The 17,631-nt window shown below is 68.3% G+C and carries 17 protein-coding genes; 12 read left to right on the top strand and 5 right to left on the bottom strand.

The annotated features are described in order from the left end of the window. Window positions 1–75: 75 nt before the first annotated feature. Window positions 76–966: a hypothetical protein gene (locus AC4HOU_RS28100; protein ID WP_228806431.1), complete on the top strand. Its 891-nt coding sequence runs from the start codon at window positions 76–78 to the stop codon at window positions 964–966. Between the two features lie 138 nt (window positions 967–1,104). On the opposite strand, the gene AC4HOU_RS28095 is transcribed toward AC4HOU_RS28100, so the two are convergent. Further along, entirely contained in the window at window positions 1,105–2,580 is a 1,476-nt protein-coding gene (locus AC4HOU_RS28095; RefSeq protein ID WP_163812779.1) for an MFS transporter, read from the bottom strand. Between the two features lie 92 nt (window positions 2,581–2,672). On the opposite strand from AC4HOU_RS28095, the gene AC4HOU_RS28090 reads away from it, so the two are divergent. From AC4HOU_RS28090 to AC4HOU_RS28070, 5 genes are all read left to right on the top strand, one after another. Beyond that, complete coding sequence (locus AC4HOU_RS28090) at window positions 2,673–3,359, top strand: TetR/AcrR family transcriptional regulator (protein WP_194990556.1); 687 nt, start codon at window positions 2,673–2,675, stop codon at window positions 3,357–3,359. Between the two features lie 155 nt (window positions 3,360–3,514). After that, window positions 3,515–4,396: a zinc-binding dehydrogenase gene (locus AC4HOU_RS28085; RefSeq protein WP_490725584.1), complete on the top strand. Its 882-nt coding sequence runs from the start codon at window positions 3,515–3,517 to the stop codon at window positions 4,394–4,396. 74 nt (window positions 4,397–4,470) lie between these two features. Further along, complete coding sequence (locus AC4HOU_RS28080) at window positions 4,471–5,586, top strand: lycopene cyclase family protein (RefSeq protein WP_194990554.1); 1,116 nt, start codon at window positions 4,471–4,473, stop codon at window positions 5,584–5,586. Beyond that, window positions 5,586–6,491: a non-homologous end joining protein Ku gene (gene ku, locus AC4HOU_RS28075; RefSeq protein WP_194990553.1), complete on the top strand. Its 906-nt coding sequence runs from the start codon at window positions 5,586–5,588 to the stop codon at window positions 6,489–6,491. Before AC4HOU_RS28080 ends, ku begins: the two co-directional genes overlap by 1 nt. A gap of 29 nt (window positions 6,492–6,520) precedes the next feature. Continuing rightward, window positions 6,521–7,051, top strand: coding sequence for a GNAT family N-acetyltransferase (locus AC4HOU_RS28070; RefSeq protein ID WP_194990552.1), 531 nt, complete (start codon window positions 6,521–6,523; stop codon window positions 7,049–7,051). Window positions 7,052–7,076: 25 nt separating this feature from the next. On the opposite strand, the gene AC4HOU_RS28065 is transcribed toward AC4HOU_RS28070, so the two are convergent. After that, window positions 7,077–7,547: a DUF6194 family protein gene (locus tag AC4HOU_RS28065; RefSeq protein WP_163812766.1), complete on the bottom strand. Its 471-nt coding sequence runs from the start codon at window positions 7,545–7,547 to the stop codon at window positions 7,077–7,079. 73 nt (window positions 7,548–7,620) lie between these two features. On the opposite strand from AC4HOU_RS28065, the gene AC4HOU_RS28060 reads away from it, so the two are divergent. The 5 genes from AC4HOU_RS28060 to AC4HOU_RS28040 all read left to right on the top strand — a co-directional run bounded on the left by AC4HOU_RS28060 (window position 7,621) and on the right by AC4HOU_RS28040 (window position 14,288). Then, the gene (locus AC4HOU_RS28060) at window positions 7,621–8,331 is read left to right on the top strand and encodes a MerR family transcriptional regulator (RefSeq protein ID WP_280498718.1); all 711 of its coding nucleotides are present in this window, start codon (window positions 7,621–7,623) and stop codon (window positions 8,329–8,331) included. Between the two features lie 190 nt (window positions 8,332–8,521). Further along, on the top strand, window positions 8,522–10,153 hold the full coding sequence (locus tag AC4HOU_RS28055) for an ABC-F family ATP-binding cassette domain-containing protein (RefSeq protein WP_194990551.1): 1,632 nt from the start codon (window positions 8,522–8,524) through the stop codon (window positions 10,151–10,153). 385 nt (window positions 10,154–10,538) lie between these two features. Continuing rightward, the gene (locus AC4HOU_RS28050; RefSeq protein WP_175585842.1) at window positions 10,539–11,786 is read left to right on the top strand and encodes an ATP-grasp domain-containing protein; all 1,248 of its coding nucleotides are present in this window, start codon (window positions 10,539–10,541) and stop codon (window positions 11,784–11,786) included. Between the two features lie 35 nt (window positions 11,787–11,821). Next, the gene (locus tag AC4HOU_RS28045) at window positions 11,822–13,798 is read left to right on the top strand and encodes a hypothetical protein (protein WP_194990550.1); all 1,977 of its coding nucleotides are present in this window, start codon (window positions 11,822–11,824) and stop codon (window positions 13,796–13,798) included. Between the two features lie 283 nt (window positions 13,799–14,081). After that, window positions 14,082–14,288, top strand: coding sequence for a hypothetical protein (locus tag AC4HOU_RS28040; protein ID WP_163812760.1), 207 nt, complete (start codon window positions 14,082–14,084; stop codon window positions 14,286–14,288). Window positions 14,289–14,323: 35 nt separating this feature from the next. Here the strand turns inward: AC4HOU_RS28040 and AC4HOU_RS28035 are convergent, their stop codons facing one another. Beyond that, complete coding sequence (locus AC4HOU_RS28035; RefSeq protein ID WP_195007386.1) at window positions 14,324–15,190, bottom strand: alpha/beta fold hydrolase; 867 nt, start codon at window positions 15,188–15,190, stop codon at window positions 14,324–14,326. A gap of 68 nt (window positions 15,191–15,258) precedes the next feature. After that, window positions 15,259–16,278: a crotonase/enoyl-CoA hydratase family protein gene (locus AC4HOU_RS28030; RefSeq protein WP_163812756.1), complete on the bottom strand. Its 1,020-nt coding sequence runs from the start codon at window positions 16,276–16,278 to the stop codon at window positions 15,259–15,261. Between the two features lie 163 nt (window positions 16,279–16,441). On the opposite strand from AC4HOU_RS28030, the gene AC4HOU_RS28025 reads away from it, so the two are divergent. After that, entirely contained in the window at window positions 16,442–17,047 is a 606-nt protein-coding gene (locus AC4HOU_RS28025) for a TetR/AcrR family transcriptional regulator (RefSeq protein ID WP_194992050.1), read from the top strand. A 6-nt stretch (window positions 17,048–17,053) separates the two neighbouring features. Here AC4HOU_RS28025 and AC4HOU_RS28020 read toward each other — a convergent pair whose 3' ends face one another. Continuing rightward, window positions 17,054–17,560 carry a GNAT family N-acetyltransferase gene (locus tag AC4HOU_RS28020; RefSeq protein ID WP_280211778.1) on the bottom strand — a complete coding sequence of 169 codons (507 nt, stop codon included), beginning with the start codon at window positions 17,558–17,560 and terminating at the stop codon, window positions 17,054–17,056. Window positions 17,561–17,631: the final 71 nt, after the last annotated feature.

The following is a 17,631-nucleotide window of genomic DNA, read 5'->3' as shown; positions in this document are numbered from 1 at the left end:
GAAACCACCCATCCGGGTGTGCGCCGAGTCCGAATGTCGAACAGACATCGGACTCACTCCGGATGAAAGGCAATCATGGCCACAGCCAAGCACAGGATGATCCACCCGCAGCGGCAGAAGGTCGGGTCGATCGTTGTGGCGGGCGCGGTTCCACTCGTCATGGCGCTCGTCGGCACGGGCACCGCCACGGCCACCACGTCGCCGGCTCAGCCGACGACGATGAGCGGTCACGCACCGAGCACGGCACCACTCGGCGGTACCGCGGCGGCACCGATCGCCGAGCCGAACGCACCGCAGCAGGCCTCCGACGCGCCCGCCACGGCCCCGGAGGCGCTGACGGCGGCTCCGGGCACCGCACGGCAGTCGGCGGCCGAGCCCGGCGCGCACACCACGCTCACCTGGTCGCGCCCGGTCCCCGACAAGTCCTACCTCGCGCCCCTCGGCGATCTGCACGCCCCCACCCAGGTGCAGCCGGTCGCGCCCATCGCACCGCCGCCGGGCCAACTGCGTTTCGGTGACGTCGCCATCGAGTCGCCGGCCTGGCTCGACCCCCAGCAGGCCGCGCAGGTCAACGACGGCGCAGCCAACGCCGAGGCCGGCCTGGCGACCTTCCTCGACTCCGTCGGCATAGAACGCAGCCGCTCGGATCGGGTCGCGAGCCAGACCATCGGCGCGGCCGCGGTCGGCGCGGTGGCCGGGGCGAGCGCGAGCACTCCGCTGGCGGCCACCTCTGCCGTGGTCGGCGCGGTCGCCGGTCTGGTCGCCGGAGTGCCGTTCCTGCCCGCCGGGCTCGTCGCGGGCCCGATGCTCGGCGCCGCCATCGGCGCCGCGGTGATCGCGGTGCCCGCTGCCGCGATCGGTGCCGCTGCCGGCGCCGCCATCGGTGCCGTCGACGCGCTCGCGGCCCCGCCGCACGGTCAGCCGGTCGAGGCCCAGCCCGCGCCGCGCGGGGTCGTCACCTCCTGATCCGGGCGACAACGCCGGAAAGCGACATCCAGCCCCTGCCCGACAGTCGGATTCACCGAGCCGGAGCAACCACTCATCGACAGTGGTGCCCCGGCTGCCTGATCCCGGCTCCGGTCGGGGGCTGGATCGTCGATACCGTCAGCGACCTTTCGGTGTCGCCACCAGGACGATGATCGCCATCGCCACCAGGATGAGGGCGCCGACCGTCGTCGCGGCATGCATCCCGTTCACGAACGATTCCCGCGCGGCCTCGACGATCGCAGGCCGGTCGCCGTCGCGCGCGAGCGTCTCTCCCAGCGTCGACTCGAAGCTCCCGCCCGAGCGGAACACCACCGCCGCCAGTGAGCCGAGCAAGGCCAGACCCAACGCGTTGCCGAGTTCGAAGCTGGTCTCCGAGATCCCCACGGCCGATCCCGCGCGCTCGGGCGGCACCGACGACACGGCCACCTCCGACACCAGCGTGAAGGTGATGCCGTAGCCGATACCCGCGATCGCGGATCCAGCGATATACCAGGCCAATCCGCCGTCCACGCCGACGCCGAGCAACATCAGATTGCCGATCGCCGCGGCGAACAACGCCATGGCGAAGGTGATCCGCACCCCGAAGCGGTGCCCCACCGTCGCGCCCGTCATCGAGAAGATGAACACCGCGATCGCCATCGGAATCCCCAGCAGCGCCGCGACCAGCGGGTCCCTGCCGGTGACCGACTGCAAGTAGATGCTGGCCAGATAGCTCATCGCGGCCAGCGACATCATCCCGGCCAGGCTGGAGCCGATCGCCACCGAGAACTGGCCGCGACCGAACAGCGCCAGATCCAGCAAGGGCTCGTCGAGGTGGCGCTGCCTGCGTACGAACAACGTCAGCACGATCGCGCCGATCAACCCGATCACCGCGGCCTCGGCGTCGGGACCGTGTTCGGCGGCATGCTTGACCGCGTACACCAGCGGCAGGATGCCGCCGATGGACAAGGCCACACTCGGCAGATCCAGCGGGCCGAGCGAGTTGGCGCGATGTTCGGGCAGCAGCACCGGCGCGAGCGCGAGCAGGATCAGCAGCACCGGCACGTTGATCAGGAACACCGAACCCCACCAGAAGTGGTGCAGCAGCACCCCGCCGATGATCGGGCCCACCGCCGAGCCGCCGGCGAAGAACGCCGTCCACACCCCGATCGCGGTGGCGCGCTGTTTGGCGTCGGCGAACAGCGTCGAAATCAGTGACAAGCTCGACGGCAGCAACGTGGCACCACCGATGCCCATGAGCGCCCGCGCGGCGATGAGCACACCCGCGCTCGGGGCGAAGGCCGCCACGGCCGAGGCGATACCGAAGACGGTCGCGCCGGCCAGCAGGATGCGCCTGCGCCCGATCCGGTCGCCGAGATTGCCCATGGTGATGAGCAGGCCCGCGATCAGGAAGCCGTAGATGTCGAGAATCCAGAGTTGTTCAGAGGCCGAGGGGTCCAGGTCGACGGTCAGCGTGGGCAGCGCGAGGAACAGCACCGAGACGTCCATCGACACCAGCAGCACCGGCAATACCAGCACCCCGAGGCCGAGCCAGGCCCGCCGCGGGGCCACGCTCGAATCCGGGGCGGGCCGCACCGCCTCCACGTTCGTCATCCACCGATTCCTCTCGCTGACGCGTACGACGTACGCATGAAGTCCGGGTACAGTGTACGCATCCTGGCCGGACATCGAAAGGCAGTCATGGGATGACCGAGCCGAAGCTCACAAAAGCGGCCATCGTCGACGCGGCGATCGAACTCGCCGACAGCGACGGGCTCGAGGCGCTGTCGATGCGCCGGATCGCCGATCGTCTCGGCGTCGGCGCCATGTCGCTGTATCGGCACGTCACCAACAAGGACGAGCTGATCGCGGCGATGACCGACGAGGTCGCCGGCCGCTACCCGTATCCGTCGACCGCCGAACGCGACTTGACCTGGCGTGACCGCGTCCGGATCGCCGCCGAGATCGATTGGAATCTCTACCAGCAGCATCCGTGGGTGCTGCTGACCTTCGCGGTGCCGCGCTACAGCTTCGGCCCGAGCAGCATGGGGTGCCTGGCGTGGCTGGTCGAGGGCTTCCGCGAATTGAACGTCAGCACCCACGAGGCGACCCAGATGGCTTTCGCGGTCTGGAACTACATCTCGGGCGCGACCCTGCCGCATATCAGCTCGGCGCTGCTGACCAGCAAGGGCCTCGACTCCGATGACGAGAACGGTTTGCGCGCGCTGCTGGCAGGCCGTCCGCTGCATCCGGTGCCGCCCGCGCTGGCCGAGCTCGAGGGCGCCGACGACGGCCGCTTCGCCCAAGTCGACCTGCTCCAACTCGGTCTGGACGCGCTCTGCGACGGCTTCGCCGCACGCGCAGCGGCCCGGGCCGGCCACGCATCGGATTGACCTGAACAACACTTCAGGTTGCAAGCTGGGTTCCGACCCCGATCATCAGGAGCCGCCATGTATGCCATCCGCCTGCACGCTTTCGGTCCGGCCGAGAATCTGCGCTACGACACCGTCCCCGATCCGGTACCGGGCCCGGCCAGGTCCGCGTCGCGGTGGCAGCCGCCGGAGTCCATCTCGTCGACACCGCGCTGCGCCGCGGCGAGCCCGGCCCGTACCCGATTCCCGACCTGCCGACGATCCCCGGCCGGGAGGTGGCGGGCACCGTCGATCGCGTCGGCGCCGACGTCGATCCGGCGTGGCTCGGCAAGCCGGTGGTCGCGCATCTGGGCGCGGTACCGGGCGGCTACGCCGAGCTCGCGGTGACCGATGTCGCCCGGCTCCACGATATTCCGGCGAATCTCGACGCCGCGGCCGCGGTGGCGATCATCGGTACCGGGCGCACCACCATGGGCATTCTGCAATTCACCGATCTCGGCCCGGACGATGTCGCGATCGTGACGGCAGCGGCGGGCGGCATCGGCACCTTGCTGGTGCAGTACGCGAAGAACGCGGGCGCGACGGTGATCGGGCTGGCCGGTGGGCCGGCGAAAACCGAGCTCGTGCGCGCCAACGGCGCCGATATCGCGCTCGACTACCGGCAGGCGGACTGGCCCGATCGGGTGCGAGATCGTCTCGGCGGGCGGCAGGCGACGGTGCTGTTCGATTCGGTCGGTGGCTCGATCACCCCCGCCGCGCTCGACCTGCTCGGCCCCGGCGGAGACCACGTGATCTACGGGTGGTCCAGCGGCGAGCCGGCGCGGATCGGTGACGCGGAGGCCGAGCGGCGCGGTATCCGCTCCGAGACGGTGGTCGGCCCGCCGATGCTCGAACGGGTCGGCGGCGATATCCGGGTGCTGGAAAAGCGCGCGATGGCCGAGGCCGCCGCGGGAAGCTGGAAGCCCGCGGTGACCCGCTTCCCGCTGGCGGAGGCGGCCACCGCGCACCGCGCGCTGGAGAATCGCGAGACCACAGGGAAGGTCGTCCTCGAACCCTGACCGGCGTCGCGCTCCCGGCGGCTCAATAGGCTGCAGGCGTGGGCAGCGCGGCGACTACTGGGCCATCGGGTGGCATGACGGCACGAACGGACGTCGTCGTCTGCGGACTCGGCCCGGCAGGACGGGCGCTCGCCCATCGTTGTCTGGCGCACGGACTCTCGGTCGCGGTGGTGGATCCCGCACCCCGGCGGCACTGGACGGCTACCTACGCCGCGTGGGCGGACGAACTCCCCGAATGGCTCGATCCCGGGGTGATCGCGGCGACCGTCGATCGGCCCGTGGCCTGGGGCGCACGCGAGCACCGCATCGAGCGCCGATACGTGGTGCTCGACTCCGAGCGGCTGCGGTCGGCACTCGATATCACCGGCTCCCGCGTGCTCGCCGATCGTGCGGTGCGACTCACCGCTCACACCGTGACGCTGGCCTCGGGAACAGTGCTGCGAGCCGAGCGGGTCATCGATGCGCGCGGGCTGGCACGGGCCTCGTCGCGAGCCGAGCAGACCGCCTTCGGTGTGGTCGTCGCGGCCGAGCGGGCCGCCGGTGTCGAGCCCCTGTTCATGGACTGGCGTCCGGACAACGGCGCACCGGCCGAGGCGCCCCGATCCTTCCTCTACGCGGTACCGCTGGGCGCGGGCGCGATGCTGATGGAGGAAACCTGCCTCGCCGGGCGCCCGGCCCTCGGCCAGACCGAGCTGGCGGCCCGGTTGCATCGGCGTCTGCGTGCCCGCGGCATTCGCCTCGACGGCGGCGAGCGCGTCGAGCGGGTGCGGTTTCCCGTCACCGGTGCCAGGCCGGGCCGTTTCCGCTTCGGTGCCGCGGGCGGGTTCATTCATCAGGCCACCGGTTACAGCGTGGCCGCGGCACTGACCGCGGCCGACGCCGTGGTCGCGGGCGGTTCGCCCGCGCCGCCGGCAGCGCGCGTGGTCCACGGTTTACGCGAGGCGGGATTGCGGGCACTGCTGCGGCTCCCACCGGCCGATCTTCCGGTTTTCTTCGACACCTTTTTCGACCTGCCCGAGGAATGGCAACGCGCGTACCTGTCGGGCCGCACCGACGTGACCGGGACCGCCGCGGCCATGGGCACGCTGTTCGCGCGGCTACCGGCGCGGCTGCGGACCCGAATCGCGGCAGCGACACTCCGGTTACCGTTTGACGAGCGAGGTCGCCGAGATTCGTCCATGATGGGGTGATGCGGTCAATCTGGAAAGGCTCGATCGCGTTCGGGCTGGTGAACGTCCCGGTGAAGGTGTATACCGCCACCGAGGACCACGACATCCGCTTTCATCAGGTCCACGCCAAAGACGGCGGACGGATCAAATACGACCGGGTCTGCACGGTGTGCGGGAAATCGGTGCAGTACGCCGATATCGACAAGGCCTATGAATCGCCAGAGGGCGACAAGGTGATCCTGACCGACGAGGATTTCGCCAAGCTTCCGGTGGCCGAGAAACACGAGATCCCGGTCCTGCAATTCGTGCCGAGCGATCAGATCGACCCGATCCTGTTCGACAAGACCTACTACCTCGAACCCGATTCGAACACCCCCAAGGCCTACGTGCTGCTCGCGGCGACCTTGGAGCGCATCGAACGCACCGCCCTCGTGCACTTCACCTTGCGCCAGAAAACCCGGCTGGCCGCGCTGCGGGTCCGTGACGGCATGCTCGTCCTGCAGACGCTGCTGTGGCCCGACGAGGTGCGTTCGGTGTCGTTCGAATCGCTGGAGAACGCGACCAAACCGCGTCCGCAGGAAATCAAGATGGCCGAGACCCTGGTCGATTCCATGTCGGAGGATTTCGATCCGAGCGAATTCACCGACGAATACCAGATCGAACTCAAACGGGTGCTCGACGAGGCCATCGCCAGCGGCACCGGCAAGGTCCCCGAACAACCCGAGGCCGAACCCGTCGCCCAGGACGCCGAGGTCGTCGACCTGGTCGCCGCGTTGCAGCGCAGCCTGGAAGCCAGCGGGCGCCGCACCGAGGACGGCAAGAAGCGCGCGCCGGCGAAGAAGACCACCGCCAAGAAGACCGCGAGCAAACGCGCCCCCGCCAAGAAGACGGCGGCCAAGAAGACCTCCACCCGCAAAGGCGCCTGACTCGCGCATACTCCTGGCAAACTGATCGCATGGACCCCGCCATCGCGATCGTCCCCATGGGCCTCGGCCACCTCCGTCAGGTCCTCGACCTCGGACACGAGGTCTACGACACCTCGGTCAAGCCCTACACCTCCTGGTCGCTGACCTCGGTGGCCGAGCATCTGGACAGCCCGGACAACGCGTGCTGGGTGGCGGTCGACTCCGACCGGGTAGTCGGTTTCGTGCTCGGCTCGATGGAATTCGAGCTGCGCGACGACTGGGGCTATCTGGAATGGATCGCCGTGGCCCCGGATATGCAGGGCCACGGCATCGCGGGCAGGCTGGTCGACGCGTGCTGCACCGCGCTGTTCGCACGGGGTGCCCGCCGCATCGTCACCGATGTGGAATCGAGCAACGAGGCCTCGGCGAAACTCATGCAGCGCAACGGTTTCGACGCGGCGACCACCATCACCCTGTTCGTCCGCGCCGATCCCACCGCACCCGAGGTGGACGCCGACTCCCCCGGCCTGTCGCCGTCGACCAAACGCACCCTGGCCCGCACCGGCCGCCTGCGCCGCTGACACTCGGCCGCTGCGCCGCCGACACTCAGCCCTGCGCCGCCGCGCGGCGCTCATATCGCGCCCGCGCCCGCTCGTAGGCGTCGCGAAGCAGCTCGCGTACGGTCTCGCCGGTGCGCGGCCCCGGATTCACCACCGCCACCCAACCGGCGCCGGCGTAGACGGGGTGCGCGAGCACGGTATCGCCGGCGGCGAAGTCGGTATCGGGGTCGATCTCACGCGGCGAACCGCCGGTCCAGGCGGTGAAGGCCTCGCGGCTCACCGCGATATTGACCCGGAACGCCCCCGGCCGGTCCAGGTCCGATTTCTCGTCGCCCGGATAGTTCTTGGTGACGATCGTGGCGAACGGCTGGGTCGTGGCCGGGACTTCACCGCTGGGTGAGTAGTAGAAGAACAGGTCACCCCAGGCGATCTCGGGCGAGCCGTCGCCGGGCCCTGGCCGCAATGTCAGGACACCGTCCAGGCCCGCCACATAGTCGATGATCTCGTCGATGCTCATGCATTCCAGCGTTTCATTAAAGTGCTTGTGGAGACCTGGCCGAGCATCTGCGCTGTTGGACAAGGAACGCATCGTGGAAACCCTGCACTCGCCCTTGCGAACAGTCGACGTCGCGCGCCGCGCGGGCTACTCCGTTCAGCAGGTGCGCAAGCTCGAGCACCACGGCGTGCTGCCGCCGGCGGCTCGCACGGAATCGGGGTATCGCACCTACGACGAGATACACCTCCGCTCGGCGCTCGCGTATCGGGCACTGGCCGCGGGTGTCGGCCCGGTGGAGGCCAAACGGATCATGCGCGCGGTGCACCGCGCACCACTGCCGGAAGCCCTCGCCCTGCTCGACGACGCGCACGCCCGGCTCGCCCGCGAACGCACCGAGCTCCGGTTGGCCCGCGCCGCCGCCGAGGCGATCTCGGCCGAACCGATCGCCGAGGTCACGGAGTCGGATGCGATGTCGGTCGCGGAACTGGCCGATGCGCTCGGCGTCCGCAAGTCCGCCCTGCGCCACTGGGAGGCGGAAGGACTCATCAGTGCGGACCGGAGCACCGCTCGGGGCGCCCGCCGCTACTCGCCCGCTCAGGTCCGCGACGCGCGGATCATCCACCAGCTCCGCAACGCCGGATACCGCATCGACACCCTGCGAACGCTGGTGCCGAATCTGCCACGCGCCCATCACAACGACGCCATCGCCGCCGCGCTCGACGCCCGCGAGGCGAGCATCACAGCACGTTCCCGCGCCCTGCTCGACGCCGCCGCGGCCCTCGCCGACGTCATCGCCCTGGCATAATCCGGTTGACGCGGCAGCTTCGGTTGCTATCGTCGAGCGGAAGTCATCGCATTCAGGGAGTACCGGCATGGTAGGTGAACTCGACATCTCCGGGGTTACCCGGCTCTGACGGCCACCAGCAGGCGCGCGGCGCCGCTGACGTGGCCATGTCGCCGTTCGTCTACTCATCCCTTCACCCGAGGACTCGTACATGTCCGATGCGTTCATCGTCTGCTCCGGCCTGAGCTTCACCTGGCCCGACGACACCCCCGTCTTCACCGACCTGTCGTTCAGCATCCCCCGCGGCCGCACCGGCCTGGTCGCGCCCAACGGCTCGGGCAAGAGCACGCTGCTGCGCCTCATCGCCGGTGACCTGCGCCCGAGCAGCGGCACCATCGCCGTCGACGGCGTGCTCGGCTACCTGCCGCAGACCCTGCCACTGACCGGCGATCTCACCGTCGCCGAAATCCTCGGTATCGCACCGGTATTGGCGGCCCTGGAAGCCGTCGAATCCGGCGACGCCAGCGAGGAACACTTCACCACCATCGGCACCGACTGGGATATCGAGGAACGCACTCGCGCCCAGCTCGACCGCCTCGACCTCGGCGACGTCGCGTTCACCCGCCGCTCCGGCACGCTCAGCGGCGGCCAGATCGTCTCGCTCGGCCTCGCGGCCCAACTGCTGCGCAGACCCGACGTGCTGCTGCTGGACGAGCCGACCAACAACCTCGATCTCGCCGCGCGCCACAAGCTCTACGACGTGCTCGGCGACTGGGGCGGAACCCTGCTGCTGGTCAGCCATGACCGCGCCCTGCTCGACCGGATGGACCGCATCGCCGAACTCCATCGTGGCGACATCCATTTCTACGGCGGCACTTTCAGCGACTACGAGGCCGCCGTCCGCGCCGAGCGCGAGATCGCCGAGAAGAACATCCGCTCCGCCGAACAGGAGGTCAAACGGGAGAAGCGGGAATTGCAGCAGGCCAGGGAACGCGCCGCCCGCCGGGCGAGCACGGCCGCCAGGAATCTGGGTAACGCCGGGCTGCCCAAGATCTTCGCGGGCACCATGAAGCGCAATGCGCAGGAGTCGGCGGGCAAGGCCGACGGCACGCACAGCGCGCGCGTGGCGGCGGCCGAGAGCAGACTCGACGAAGCCGGCCGCGCCCTGCGCACCGAACAGAAGATCAGCCTCGAGCTGCCCGATACCGATGTTCCTGCCGGGCGCACCGTATTCAGCGGGCAAGGGCTGCGGCTGCGGTTGGGCGAGCGGGAGATCTTCGCCGGCGGCGGCATCGACCTGCTCATCCGCGGGCCGGAGCGGATCGCCTTGACCGGCCCCAATGGAGCGGGCAAATCCACAGTGCTGCGGATGATCCGCGGTGACGTGGATCCCGATGCCGGGTCGATCACCCGCGCCGATGGCCGCATCGCGTACCTGTCACAACGATTGGACCTGCTGGATCCGCACCGAAGCGTCGCCGAGAACCTGTCCGCGTTCGCCCCGGACCTGCCCGACGCGCGGCGCATGAACCTGCTGGCCCGCTTCCTGTTCCGCGGCTCGCGCGTGCACCTGCCGGTCGGTGCGCTCTCCGGCGGTGAACGGCTACGCGCCACCCTCGCGTGCGTGCTGTTCGCCGAGCCGGCGCCGCAATTGCTGCTGCTGGACGAGCCGACCAACAACCTCGATCTGGTGAGCGTCGGCCAACTGGTCAGCGCGCTGGACGCCTATCGCGGCGCGTTCGTCGTGGTCAGTCACGACGAACGCTTCCTCACCGATATCCGGGCCCAGCGCAGGCTGCACCTGTCCGACGGCCTGCTGCGCGAAGGCGCCGTCTCCGATTGATCGCTGCCGGGGGCGCGAGGCCGCCGCGCCCCCGGCCACCGGCAGGCGGTCGGAGGTCTGCGACATCCCGCACCACCGGATATCGAGACGTTCGTAAGTGCGCCCATAGGACGGCGACAGTTTGGGAACGCAACGATCCGGGTACTCGTGTGAATGGCGGCAATACGGAGGGTAGGTCCATGAATCCAGCCCCCAGAACGGGTTTCGATCACGCACGCGGCCTTCCCCTCACCAGTGCAGATGAGGATGCCGGCCGACGAGAGAACCAGGCGAACAGGGCGCGCACACTTCTGAACAGGCAGAACACGTCTGCCGGAGGTCGCTGCCGGAGCCGAGAAACGGCCGAGAGATCAACCGATCTCGCACGGCCAAGAGGGGACGAGATTTGTCGATTGCAGCACAGGAACCGAAAGGCCGAAATACCGACAAGGGATACGTTGCCCTGCTGGGCTGGAGTTTGAACGCCGTCGAGGCGGTCGACCGCTTCGACCGGCGATACGTGGTGGTCGCTCCGGAATGGATCGAAGACTACTGCGCAGAAAACGGAATACCGTACATTCCGTGGAACTTCGAACGTCTCAACGACCGTTCGATGGAGATCGCCGAGACGCTGCGCGATATGGGTGTGGACGTGGCGATCCCGATCTTCGAGGAAACCGTCGAATGGGCGGGCGCGATCAACGCGGTGCTGATGGACAATCCGCGGCTGTTCGGCCAGGCCATGCTGCTGCGCGACAAGGCGCTGATGAAGCGTCGCGCCCAGCTCGGCGGCATCCGGGTCGGCATCTTCGAGGAGGCCCATGAGCGCGACGACGTCGTCCGCTTCCTCAAGCGCGTCAACCAGACCCTGCTCAAGCTCGACGGCGATCCGAACGACCCGATCCACATCAAGGCCTTCGACAAGGCAGGCTGCCTCGGCCATCGGGTGATCAGGACACCCGACGAGATCGACACGATTCCCGACGAGGATTTCCCGCTACTGATGGAGTCGCACCTGGACGGGTGGGAGTTCGCGGTGGAGGCATGGATCCACAACGGCAAGATCCGCTTCCTCAATATCTCCGAGTACGTCACGCTCGGCTATTCGGTGTTCGTGCCCGCAACGCCGGAGCTCGAGCGATACCGGCCGGAGATCACCCGGCAGGTCGAAAAACTGATCAAGACCTTCGATATCGAATTCGGCTTCGTGCACCCCGAATACTTCGTCACCAGCGACGGCGAAATGTACTTCGGTGAGGTCGCCTACCGTCCGCCCGGATTCAAGGTCTTCGAACTTCTCGAACGCACCTACGGCTTCAACGCCTACCATGCCCTGGTCCTCGCCTTCGACCCCAAGACCACCGAGGAAGAGATCGAGGCCTTCTTCCCCCGCGAAGTGGTTGATGCCAAAGGGCATGCCGGATGCTTCGGCGTGTATCCGCGACGGCGCGTGGTGAGCCATCTGTCCATGCCCGAGGAAACCGAGGATCATGATTACTTCGAATCACACGAGCTCACCTCCCCGCTGTCGGAGAAGGTCACCAAGCGCACGGCGTTCGGGAACCATTGGGGCCTGTTGTATTTCTTCGGCGACGACCCGTACACCCTGCGGGACCTGCTGAAGCGACAGGAAGAGCTCGACTTCTATATCTGATCCCGGCCTCGGCCCGGATCACGGGAGGATCCTGATTGAATCAGCTCAGCAGCGACGGGGCATCCTTGGAACGGCGTCTGGCCACCTTGGACCATGCCATCCGATCGCTCACCGACGCAGGCGATTTCGGCAAGCAGGTCAAGTTGCCGCGGACCTTCGACGCGCTGCGGCGAGTGCTCGCACTGCCGGGCGGCTGCGCCGCGGTGCGCGCGCGGGCAGCCGAGTTGGAGAACGCGGGCCTGTTCCTCGGCACCGACTGGGCCTCGCCGCAGATCTTGATCCCCTCACTGAGCACCGGCTCGCTGCGCAGCCCGAACGCCGACACCGCGGTGCTGGAGACGGTGAGCAACCTGCGCCTGCTCGCCGTGGCCAAGGGTGACTACTCACACCCGCTGATCACCGCCGAACAGGCCGACAGCCACCTCTCGCAGGTACTGGCGATCAACCTGTCGCTGCTGTTCACCCCGCCCACCGAAGCCGAACGGACCCAACAGGGCCGGATGGCACAGGTGACGCGAGAACTGCTGCACCATCTCGTGGCCGAGGTCGGCTACGAGAAGGTGCTCGAGCATCTGGTCGACGAGATCTGGCGGATCCTGCGCCAACGGCCCATTCAGGTCGACGCGGTCAAACGCATGATCACCCAGATCGCGGTCGCGCGCGCCAACCCCGATATCGACCTCGGCGCCGGCGCGCTCGGCGCGGACCGGCTGATCAGCAGCCTCTACGGAACCACCGACGCGTGCCGGGAAGATCCTGGCGTCGACATCTATCGCGAACGCCTGGAAACGATGGATGACAGCGCTCTGCAGTACGAAGCCTCGGGGTTCGCGCGCTCGATGCACGACACCGGACTCGTCTCGCCCTATCACGCCGTGCTACTGCGTCATCTGCTGGAGAAGGGCGACTATCTCCTCGCCGAGGCGATGGGATTGTCCAGCACCGGCCGCGACTGCCTGCTCTGCTATCACGAACTCGTGCACAGCCTGATCGACGAAGCGGTGCAGGTCGAGACCGCGCAGTGCATCTACGGGCTGGCACTGCTGCTCGAGCGCGGCATCCTCTATCAGCCGCCGGTCGCCCCCGCGCTGTGGCGCCAGATCGGCCTACAGCTCTCACCGACGTCCCGGCAACGGTTGAGCCGGGTGTTCGGGCCCACCCCCGACGCGCGGGTGTGGCTGTTGGCGGGAGTGCTGTCGATGCTCGGCCTGCCGCTGGGCATCGGGCAGGGCGACAACCCCACCTGCCAGTCGGCGCGCGCACTGTCCATGTGGGCCTACAACGATCCCGACTATCTGCTGCACGCGGTGACGTGGGCGGCCCGCGACGACGAGATCGTCATGCACTTCGAGGGCACCCCGATCTCCTCCCGCGACGACAGTGCCGGTGCCGCCGCGGGGCCGCCGATCGACCTCGATCCGGTCTCGGTGCTGGTGGTCCCGCATCTGGACCGCATCTACGCCGAGATGGGCAGGCACTGCCTTGGCCGTGACGGCGATCCGCACCGGTGGATCAATCCCGAGTTCCACGGCTGGTGGTCCGGACGCGGTTTCCGCATCAATGTCGACGTCGCCACCGGCAATCTGACCGACCTCGATGATTTCCTGCGCCACTTCTATGCCAGCTACCACCCCTTCTACAACGGCAACCAGCCCTTGATCCACCCGCAACCGGCCGGCATCGCGGTGACCGACAGCGCGGCCCGGTTCGTCGGCTGGCATGCCATCACGGTGCTACGGGTGAATCTGGATCCGCAGGAACAAATGCGGGTCTATTTCTTCAACCCCAACAATGACAGCGGCCAGGACTGGGGCGACGGCGTCATCGTCGGCACCGCTGGCCACGGTGAGCGTTTCGGGGAAGCATCGCTGCCGTTCGAACAATTCGCCTCGCGGCTCTACATCTTCCACTTCGACCCGCTGGAACCGGGCGAATCCGCCTCCGTCGATCGCGACGAACTGGACCGGGTGATCGGCTATGTCCATCGCAGTTGGGGCGCGGACCGGATCTAGGGCCATAGACAACGCGGGCGAGCCCGTCGACTCACCGCGATTGCCGATCGTGTGCTGATCACCCGGCGCACCCCCGAGACCGGCCCGGGCGGAGAACTCGTGCTCACAGTGCCCCTCGCGGCCTCGGGAGGGTCACCACCGATGGGGAGACCACGCGCCCGAAACCGTGCTATGCGCAAGGCTTCTCGCCCAACACACCGATACGGCTAATCGCCGATCTCCGTCGTTATGCCGGATTTGCCGGTATGTTACTTACAGCAACTAGACGGTCGGGAGCGTTGACGTGGGTGCTGTGTCGGATTCCTATTTCAATGGTCCGTGCCCAGGGGCGGCACAGGCGCAACTCGTCGGCGAATTCTCCGACCCGCATTTCCGGCGGCTGATGCGGCTGACCGTCGACCTGTCCCCGGAATCGCAGGAACTGCTCGCGGGTTTCGCCCGTCGCTTTCGCGCCTCCGAGGGCCTGCTACCCGACCCGCTGGGGGAATAGGCGCGCTCACCCCGCGATCGAGCGCGCCACGTGCTTCATCGTTCGTCGAGTACCTCGCGCAGCTTCTTCGCGAACGCCTCCGGCTGCCCGGCGTAGCCGTACTGACCGCCCATGAAGCCACCGTGATGGCTCGGGAACACCGTCGCCTGCTGGCCGAGCAGTTCGGCCGTCGCCACCGCGGTGCGGCCGGTCATGACTCCGAGCGACTCCTCGCCGACGGCTATCACGATGCGGGTCGGCGCGGCGGCGAGGGCCTCGACGTCGGGACGGTAGCTCGACACCGCCCAGGACCGGTCCGACAGCAGCGGATCCTCGCGCGCACCGTCGTCGTCGGTGGGCAGCCCGAACTGCGCGGGATCGGCAGCGGGTTGCGCGAAATAGTCCTCGGTGAATTCACCCCGCCACGACGTCATCGCGAGGAAATCGGCCATCCCCGCGCCGAAACCCCGCGCCCGGTACGCCTCGAACGTCCGGGCTCGCGCCCGTTCGGCGGCAGCGGCATCGGGCAGCACCGCCAGCAGCGGCGGCTCGTGCGCGACCAGCGTCGACACATCGCCGGGATGGGCGGTCACCAGCGCGAGCGCGGTGATCGCCCCGCCGCTGCTGGCGAAGAGCTCGACCGGGCCGGCGCCGAGGCTCTCGATCAGCGCGTGCACGTCCTCGGCTTGCACCGTCGGCGAATGGTCGATCCGGCCATCCCTGCGGGTACTGCGGCCGAGACCGCGCGGGTCGTAGGTGATCACGGTGCGATCGGGAAACTGTTCGACCAAGGCTGCGAAGCCGGTGGCATCCATCGGCTGAGCGATCAAGACCAGTGGCGCGCGGCCGTCGGCCGTGGGCAGCGGGCCGTGCACTTCATAGGCGATGTCGGCGTCACCGGTGTCGAGAAAACGTGTCGTCATACCGATAGTGACGGCCTGGACCGGGCGAATTCATCGCGGGCCGGCAGCCGAAATCGCGCGTGCACGCCTCAGCGTTCGAACTGCGCTCGCTTGTGGTCGCCGAACGGCTCGTCGCGCTCGCGCACCGCCTCCCGGAACCCGACGGTGGCGGCACGCAACTGAAAGGCGTAGCCCTCACGGGTGTGCCGGGAGATACCGTCGAACACCGTGCTGATCATGCCGGAGTTGGCCACACCCTGCGCGTACAGCGCCGAGTTCAACGCCAGCTTCGCCATCATCAGCTGGTTGACCGGCATCCGGGCGATCCGCTCCACCAGCGCCTCGGTGCGTTCGTCGAGCTCGTCGGCCGGGCAGGATTCCACCGCGAGACCCCATTCCTCGGCCTGCTTGCCGCTGAGGGAATCGCCGGTGAACAGCAACCGCTTGGCCCGCTGGTCACCGAGCCGATGCGCCCACATGCCGCCGGCCGGAATGCCCCAGGTGCGGGTGGGCGGATAACCGATCTTGGTGTCGTCGGCGCAGATGATCTGATCGGCGTACAGCGCGATATCGGTGCCGCCGGCGATGGCGAAACCGTGCAGCTTCGCCACCGTCGGCTTGTTCGCCTGCATGAGGCTGGCGAAGCCCCGGTTGAACCGGCTCATCATCGCGTAGTCGATCATCGGATCCCAGGTGCCCCACGGGTTGTGGTTGACTCCGTTGACCACCGGATCCACCACCGTGCCCGCCACCTCATCGCGCCCGCCGGCCGGTGAGAAGCCCTGTTCGGCGAACATATCGAGGTCATAGCCGCCGCAAAAGCCCTTTCCGCGCCCCGACAGCAGGATGACGTGCACGCGGGGATCCAGATCCGCGCGTTCCACCGCGTCCGCGAGATCACGTGGGGTATCGGGGGTGATGGTGTTGCCCTTCTCGGGCCGGTTGAAGGTGAGCCGGGCGATGCGGCCGTCGCGCTGATAGGTCAGCGTCGGATACTCGTGCTCATCGGCGGGTTCGGGCCTATCCCGCCAGGGTGAGTCCGGCCCTTCGGTCCAGTTCTCGTACCATGCCGCCGGCCGGGTGCCGGAATGTGATTGCTTGTCGGACAAGGCTTTTCCTTTCACAGGCGCGAAACGCTGGCGCCGAGGACGGAGCGTCGAGCATCGGTGTGGGCGATTCGCCGTCACCGAGCAGCCTGACGCACGACCGGGTTGACAGTCAATAGTGACCGTGAAATTCTTGCGTCGACCACCGCACCGAGGGGATACCGCGATGCCCACCCGCGAGCAGCAGCGCAGCGCCACCCGCGCACGCATTTTGGAGGCCGCGACCCGGCTGCTGGTCGAGCGCGGTTACGCGGGTTGGTCCACGCTGGCGGTGCAGCACGCGGCCGGGTTGAGCCGCGGCGCCCTGCTGCACCACTTCCCCACCCTCGACACCCTCACCGCCGCGCTGGTGGAGCATCTGGTCGAGCTCAATGAACACGCCGCGCAACAGGCCGCCGCAGCACCCGGCGCGAGCGCCGACCCCATCGAACGCACGCTGACCGCGCTGCTCGAGACGATGACTCGACCGGCGGCTCGAGCCGAACAAGAACTCTGGGCGGCTGCGCGCACCGACCCCACCCTCGCAGCCGTCCTGCGTGAATCCGAACGGCGCGCCGGGCGCGATCTGCACCGCGTCATCGACACCCTGTTCGGTCCCGAGCTCACCGCGCACCCCCGCTACCCCGCCATCCGCGACCTCACCATCACCCTGCTGCGCGGCGTGACTGCCGCGCGTCCGCTACGGACCGGCGCCCATGGCGAGACCCGCACCCTCGGGTATTGGGCGGACACGATCCGCACCCTGATCGAGGCCGACGCCGGCCCCGGCTGACCAGCCCTACACCGCCTGCAAGAACCAGTCCAGCGTGCCCTCATCCGGATCGTCGGTGGTGTGGTGGTAGGCGAAACCGACCCGGTGCGCGACCGCCACCGATGCCTTGTTGGCCGGGTCGATCCGCAGCACGGCCTCATCGGCCAGATCGCGCGCGGCGATATAGCGGCAGGCCAATACCACCGCGCGGGCGGCAAGGCCGCGGCGGCGGAACTGCGGATAGATGCCGTAGGACACGTTCGCCTGCCGGTCTGCCAGGAAATCCTGATCGACCTGGATGTCGAGCGTCCCCACCAGCACACCGTCGTCCAGTGCCGCGATCGCGAAGGTCTTGTTCGGGCCGTCGGCCTCCCATTCGGCCGCACAACGCCGGAAGTGTTCGGTCACGGTGGCGAGTGTGCCCTGACCACCGTCACGCCATCGGGCCGACTCCGCGTCCTCCCCCGCCAGATGCGCCTGCGCATCGGCCACCGTGATCGGCCGGAGCCCGATCACCCCATCAGATATCAACACGTGATCATGATCAGCGCAGACACGCCGCTCGGACAAGTGCCGAGACGGCGCGCCGCCTCGAGAAGTGCCGA

This window comes from Nocardia sp. JCM 38205 (assembly GCF_058222935.1).
Note: the sequence above shows the minus strand (reverse complement) of the source record. Positions and strands in the feature narration are given on the sequence as shown.

Excerpts from the sequence above, each read along its gene's own strand:
- AC4HOU_RS28100 (WP_228806431.1), top strand. The coding sequence starts at position 76 with ATGGCCACAGCCAAGCACAGGATGATCCACCCGCAGCGGCAGAAGGTC.
- AC4HOU_RS28095 (WP_163812779.1), bottom strand. The coding sequence starts at position 2,580 with ATGACGAACGTGGAGGCGGTGCGGCCCGCCCCGGATTCGAGCGTGGCC.
- AC4HOU_RS28090 (WP_194990556.1), top strand. The coding sequence starts at position 2,673 with ATGACCGAGCCGAAGCTCACAAAAGCGGCCATCGTCGACGCGGCGATC.
- AC4HOU_RS28080 (WP_194990554.1), top strand. The coding sequence starts at position 4,471 with ATGACGGCACGAACGGACGTCGTCGTCTGCGGACTCGGCCCGGCAGGA.
- ku (WP_194990553.1), top strand. The coding sequence starts at position 5,586 with ATGCGGTCAATCTGGAAAGGCTCGATCGCGTTCGGGCTGGTGAACGTC.
- AC4HOU_RS28070 (WP_194990552.1), top strand. The coding sequence starts at position 6,521 with ATGGACCCCGCCATCGCGATCGTCCCCATGGGCCTCGGCCACCTCCGT.
- AC4HOU_RS28065 (WP_163812766.1), bottom strand. The coding sequence starts at position 7,547 with ATGAGCATCGACGAGATCATCGACTATGTGGCGGGCCTGGACGGTGTC.
- AC4HOU_RS28055 (WP_194990551.1), top strand. The coding sequence starts at position 8,522 with ATGTCCGATGCGTTCATCGTCTGCTCCGGCCTGAGCTTCACCTGGCCC.
- AC4HOU_RS28035 (WP_195007386.1), bottom strand. The coding sequence starts at position 15,190 with ATGACGACACGTTTTCTCGACACCGGTGACGCCGACATCGCCTATGAA.
- AC4HOU_RS28025 (WP_194992050.1), top strand. The coding sequence starts at position 16,442 with ATGCCCACCCGCGAGCAGCAGCGCAGCGCCACCCGCGCACGCATTTTG.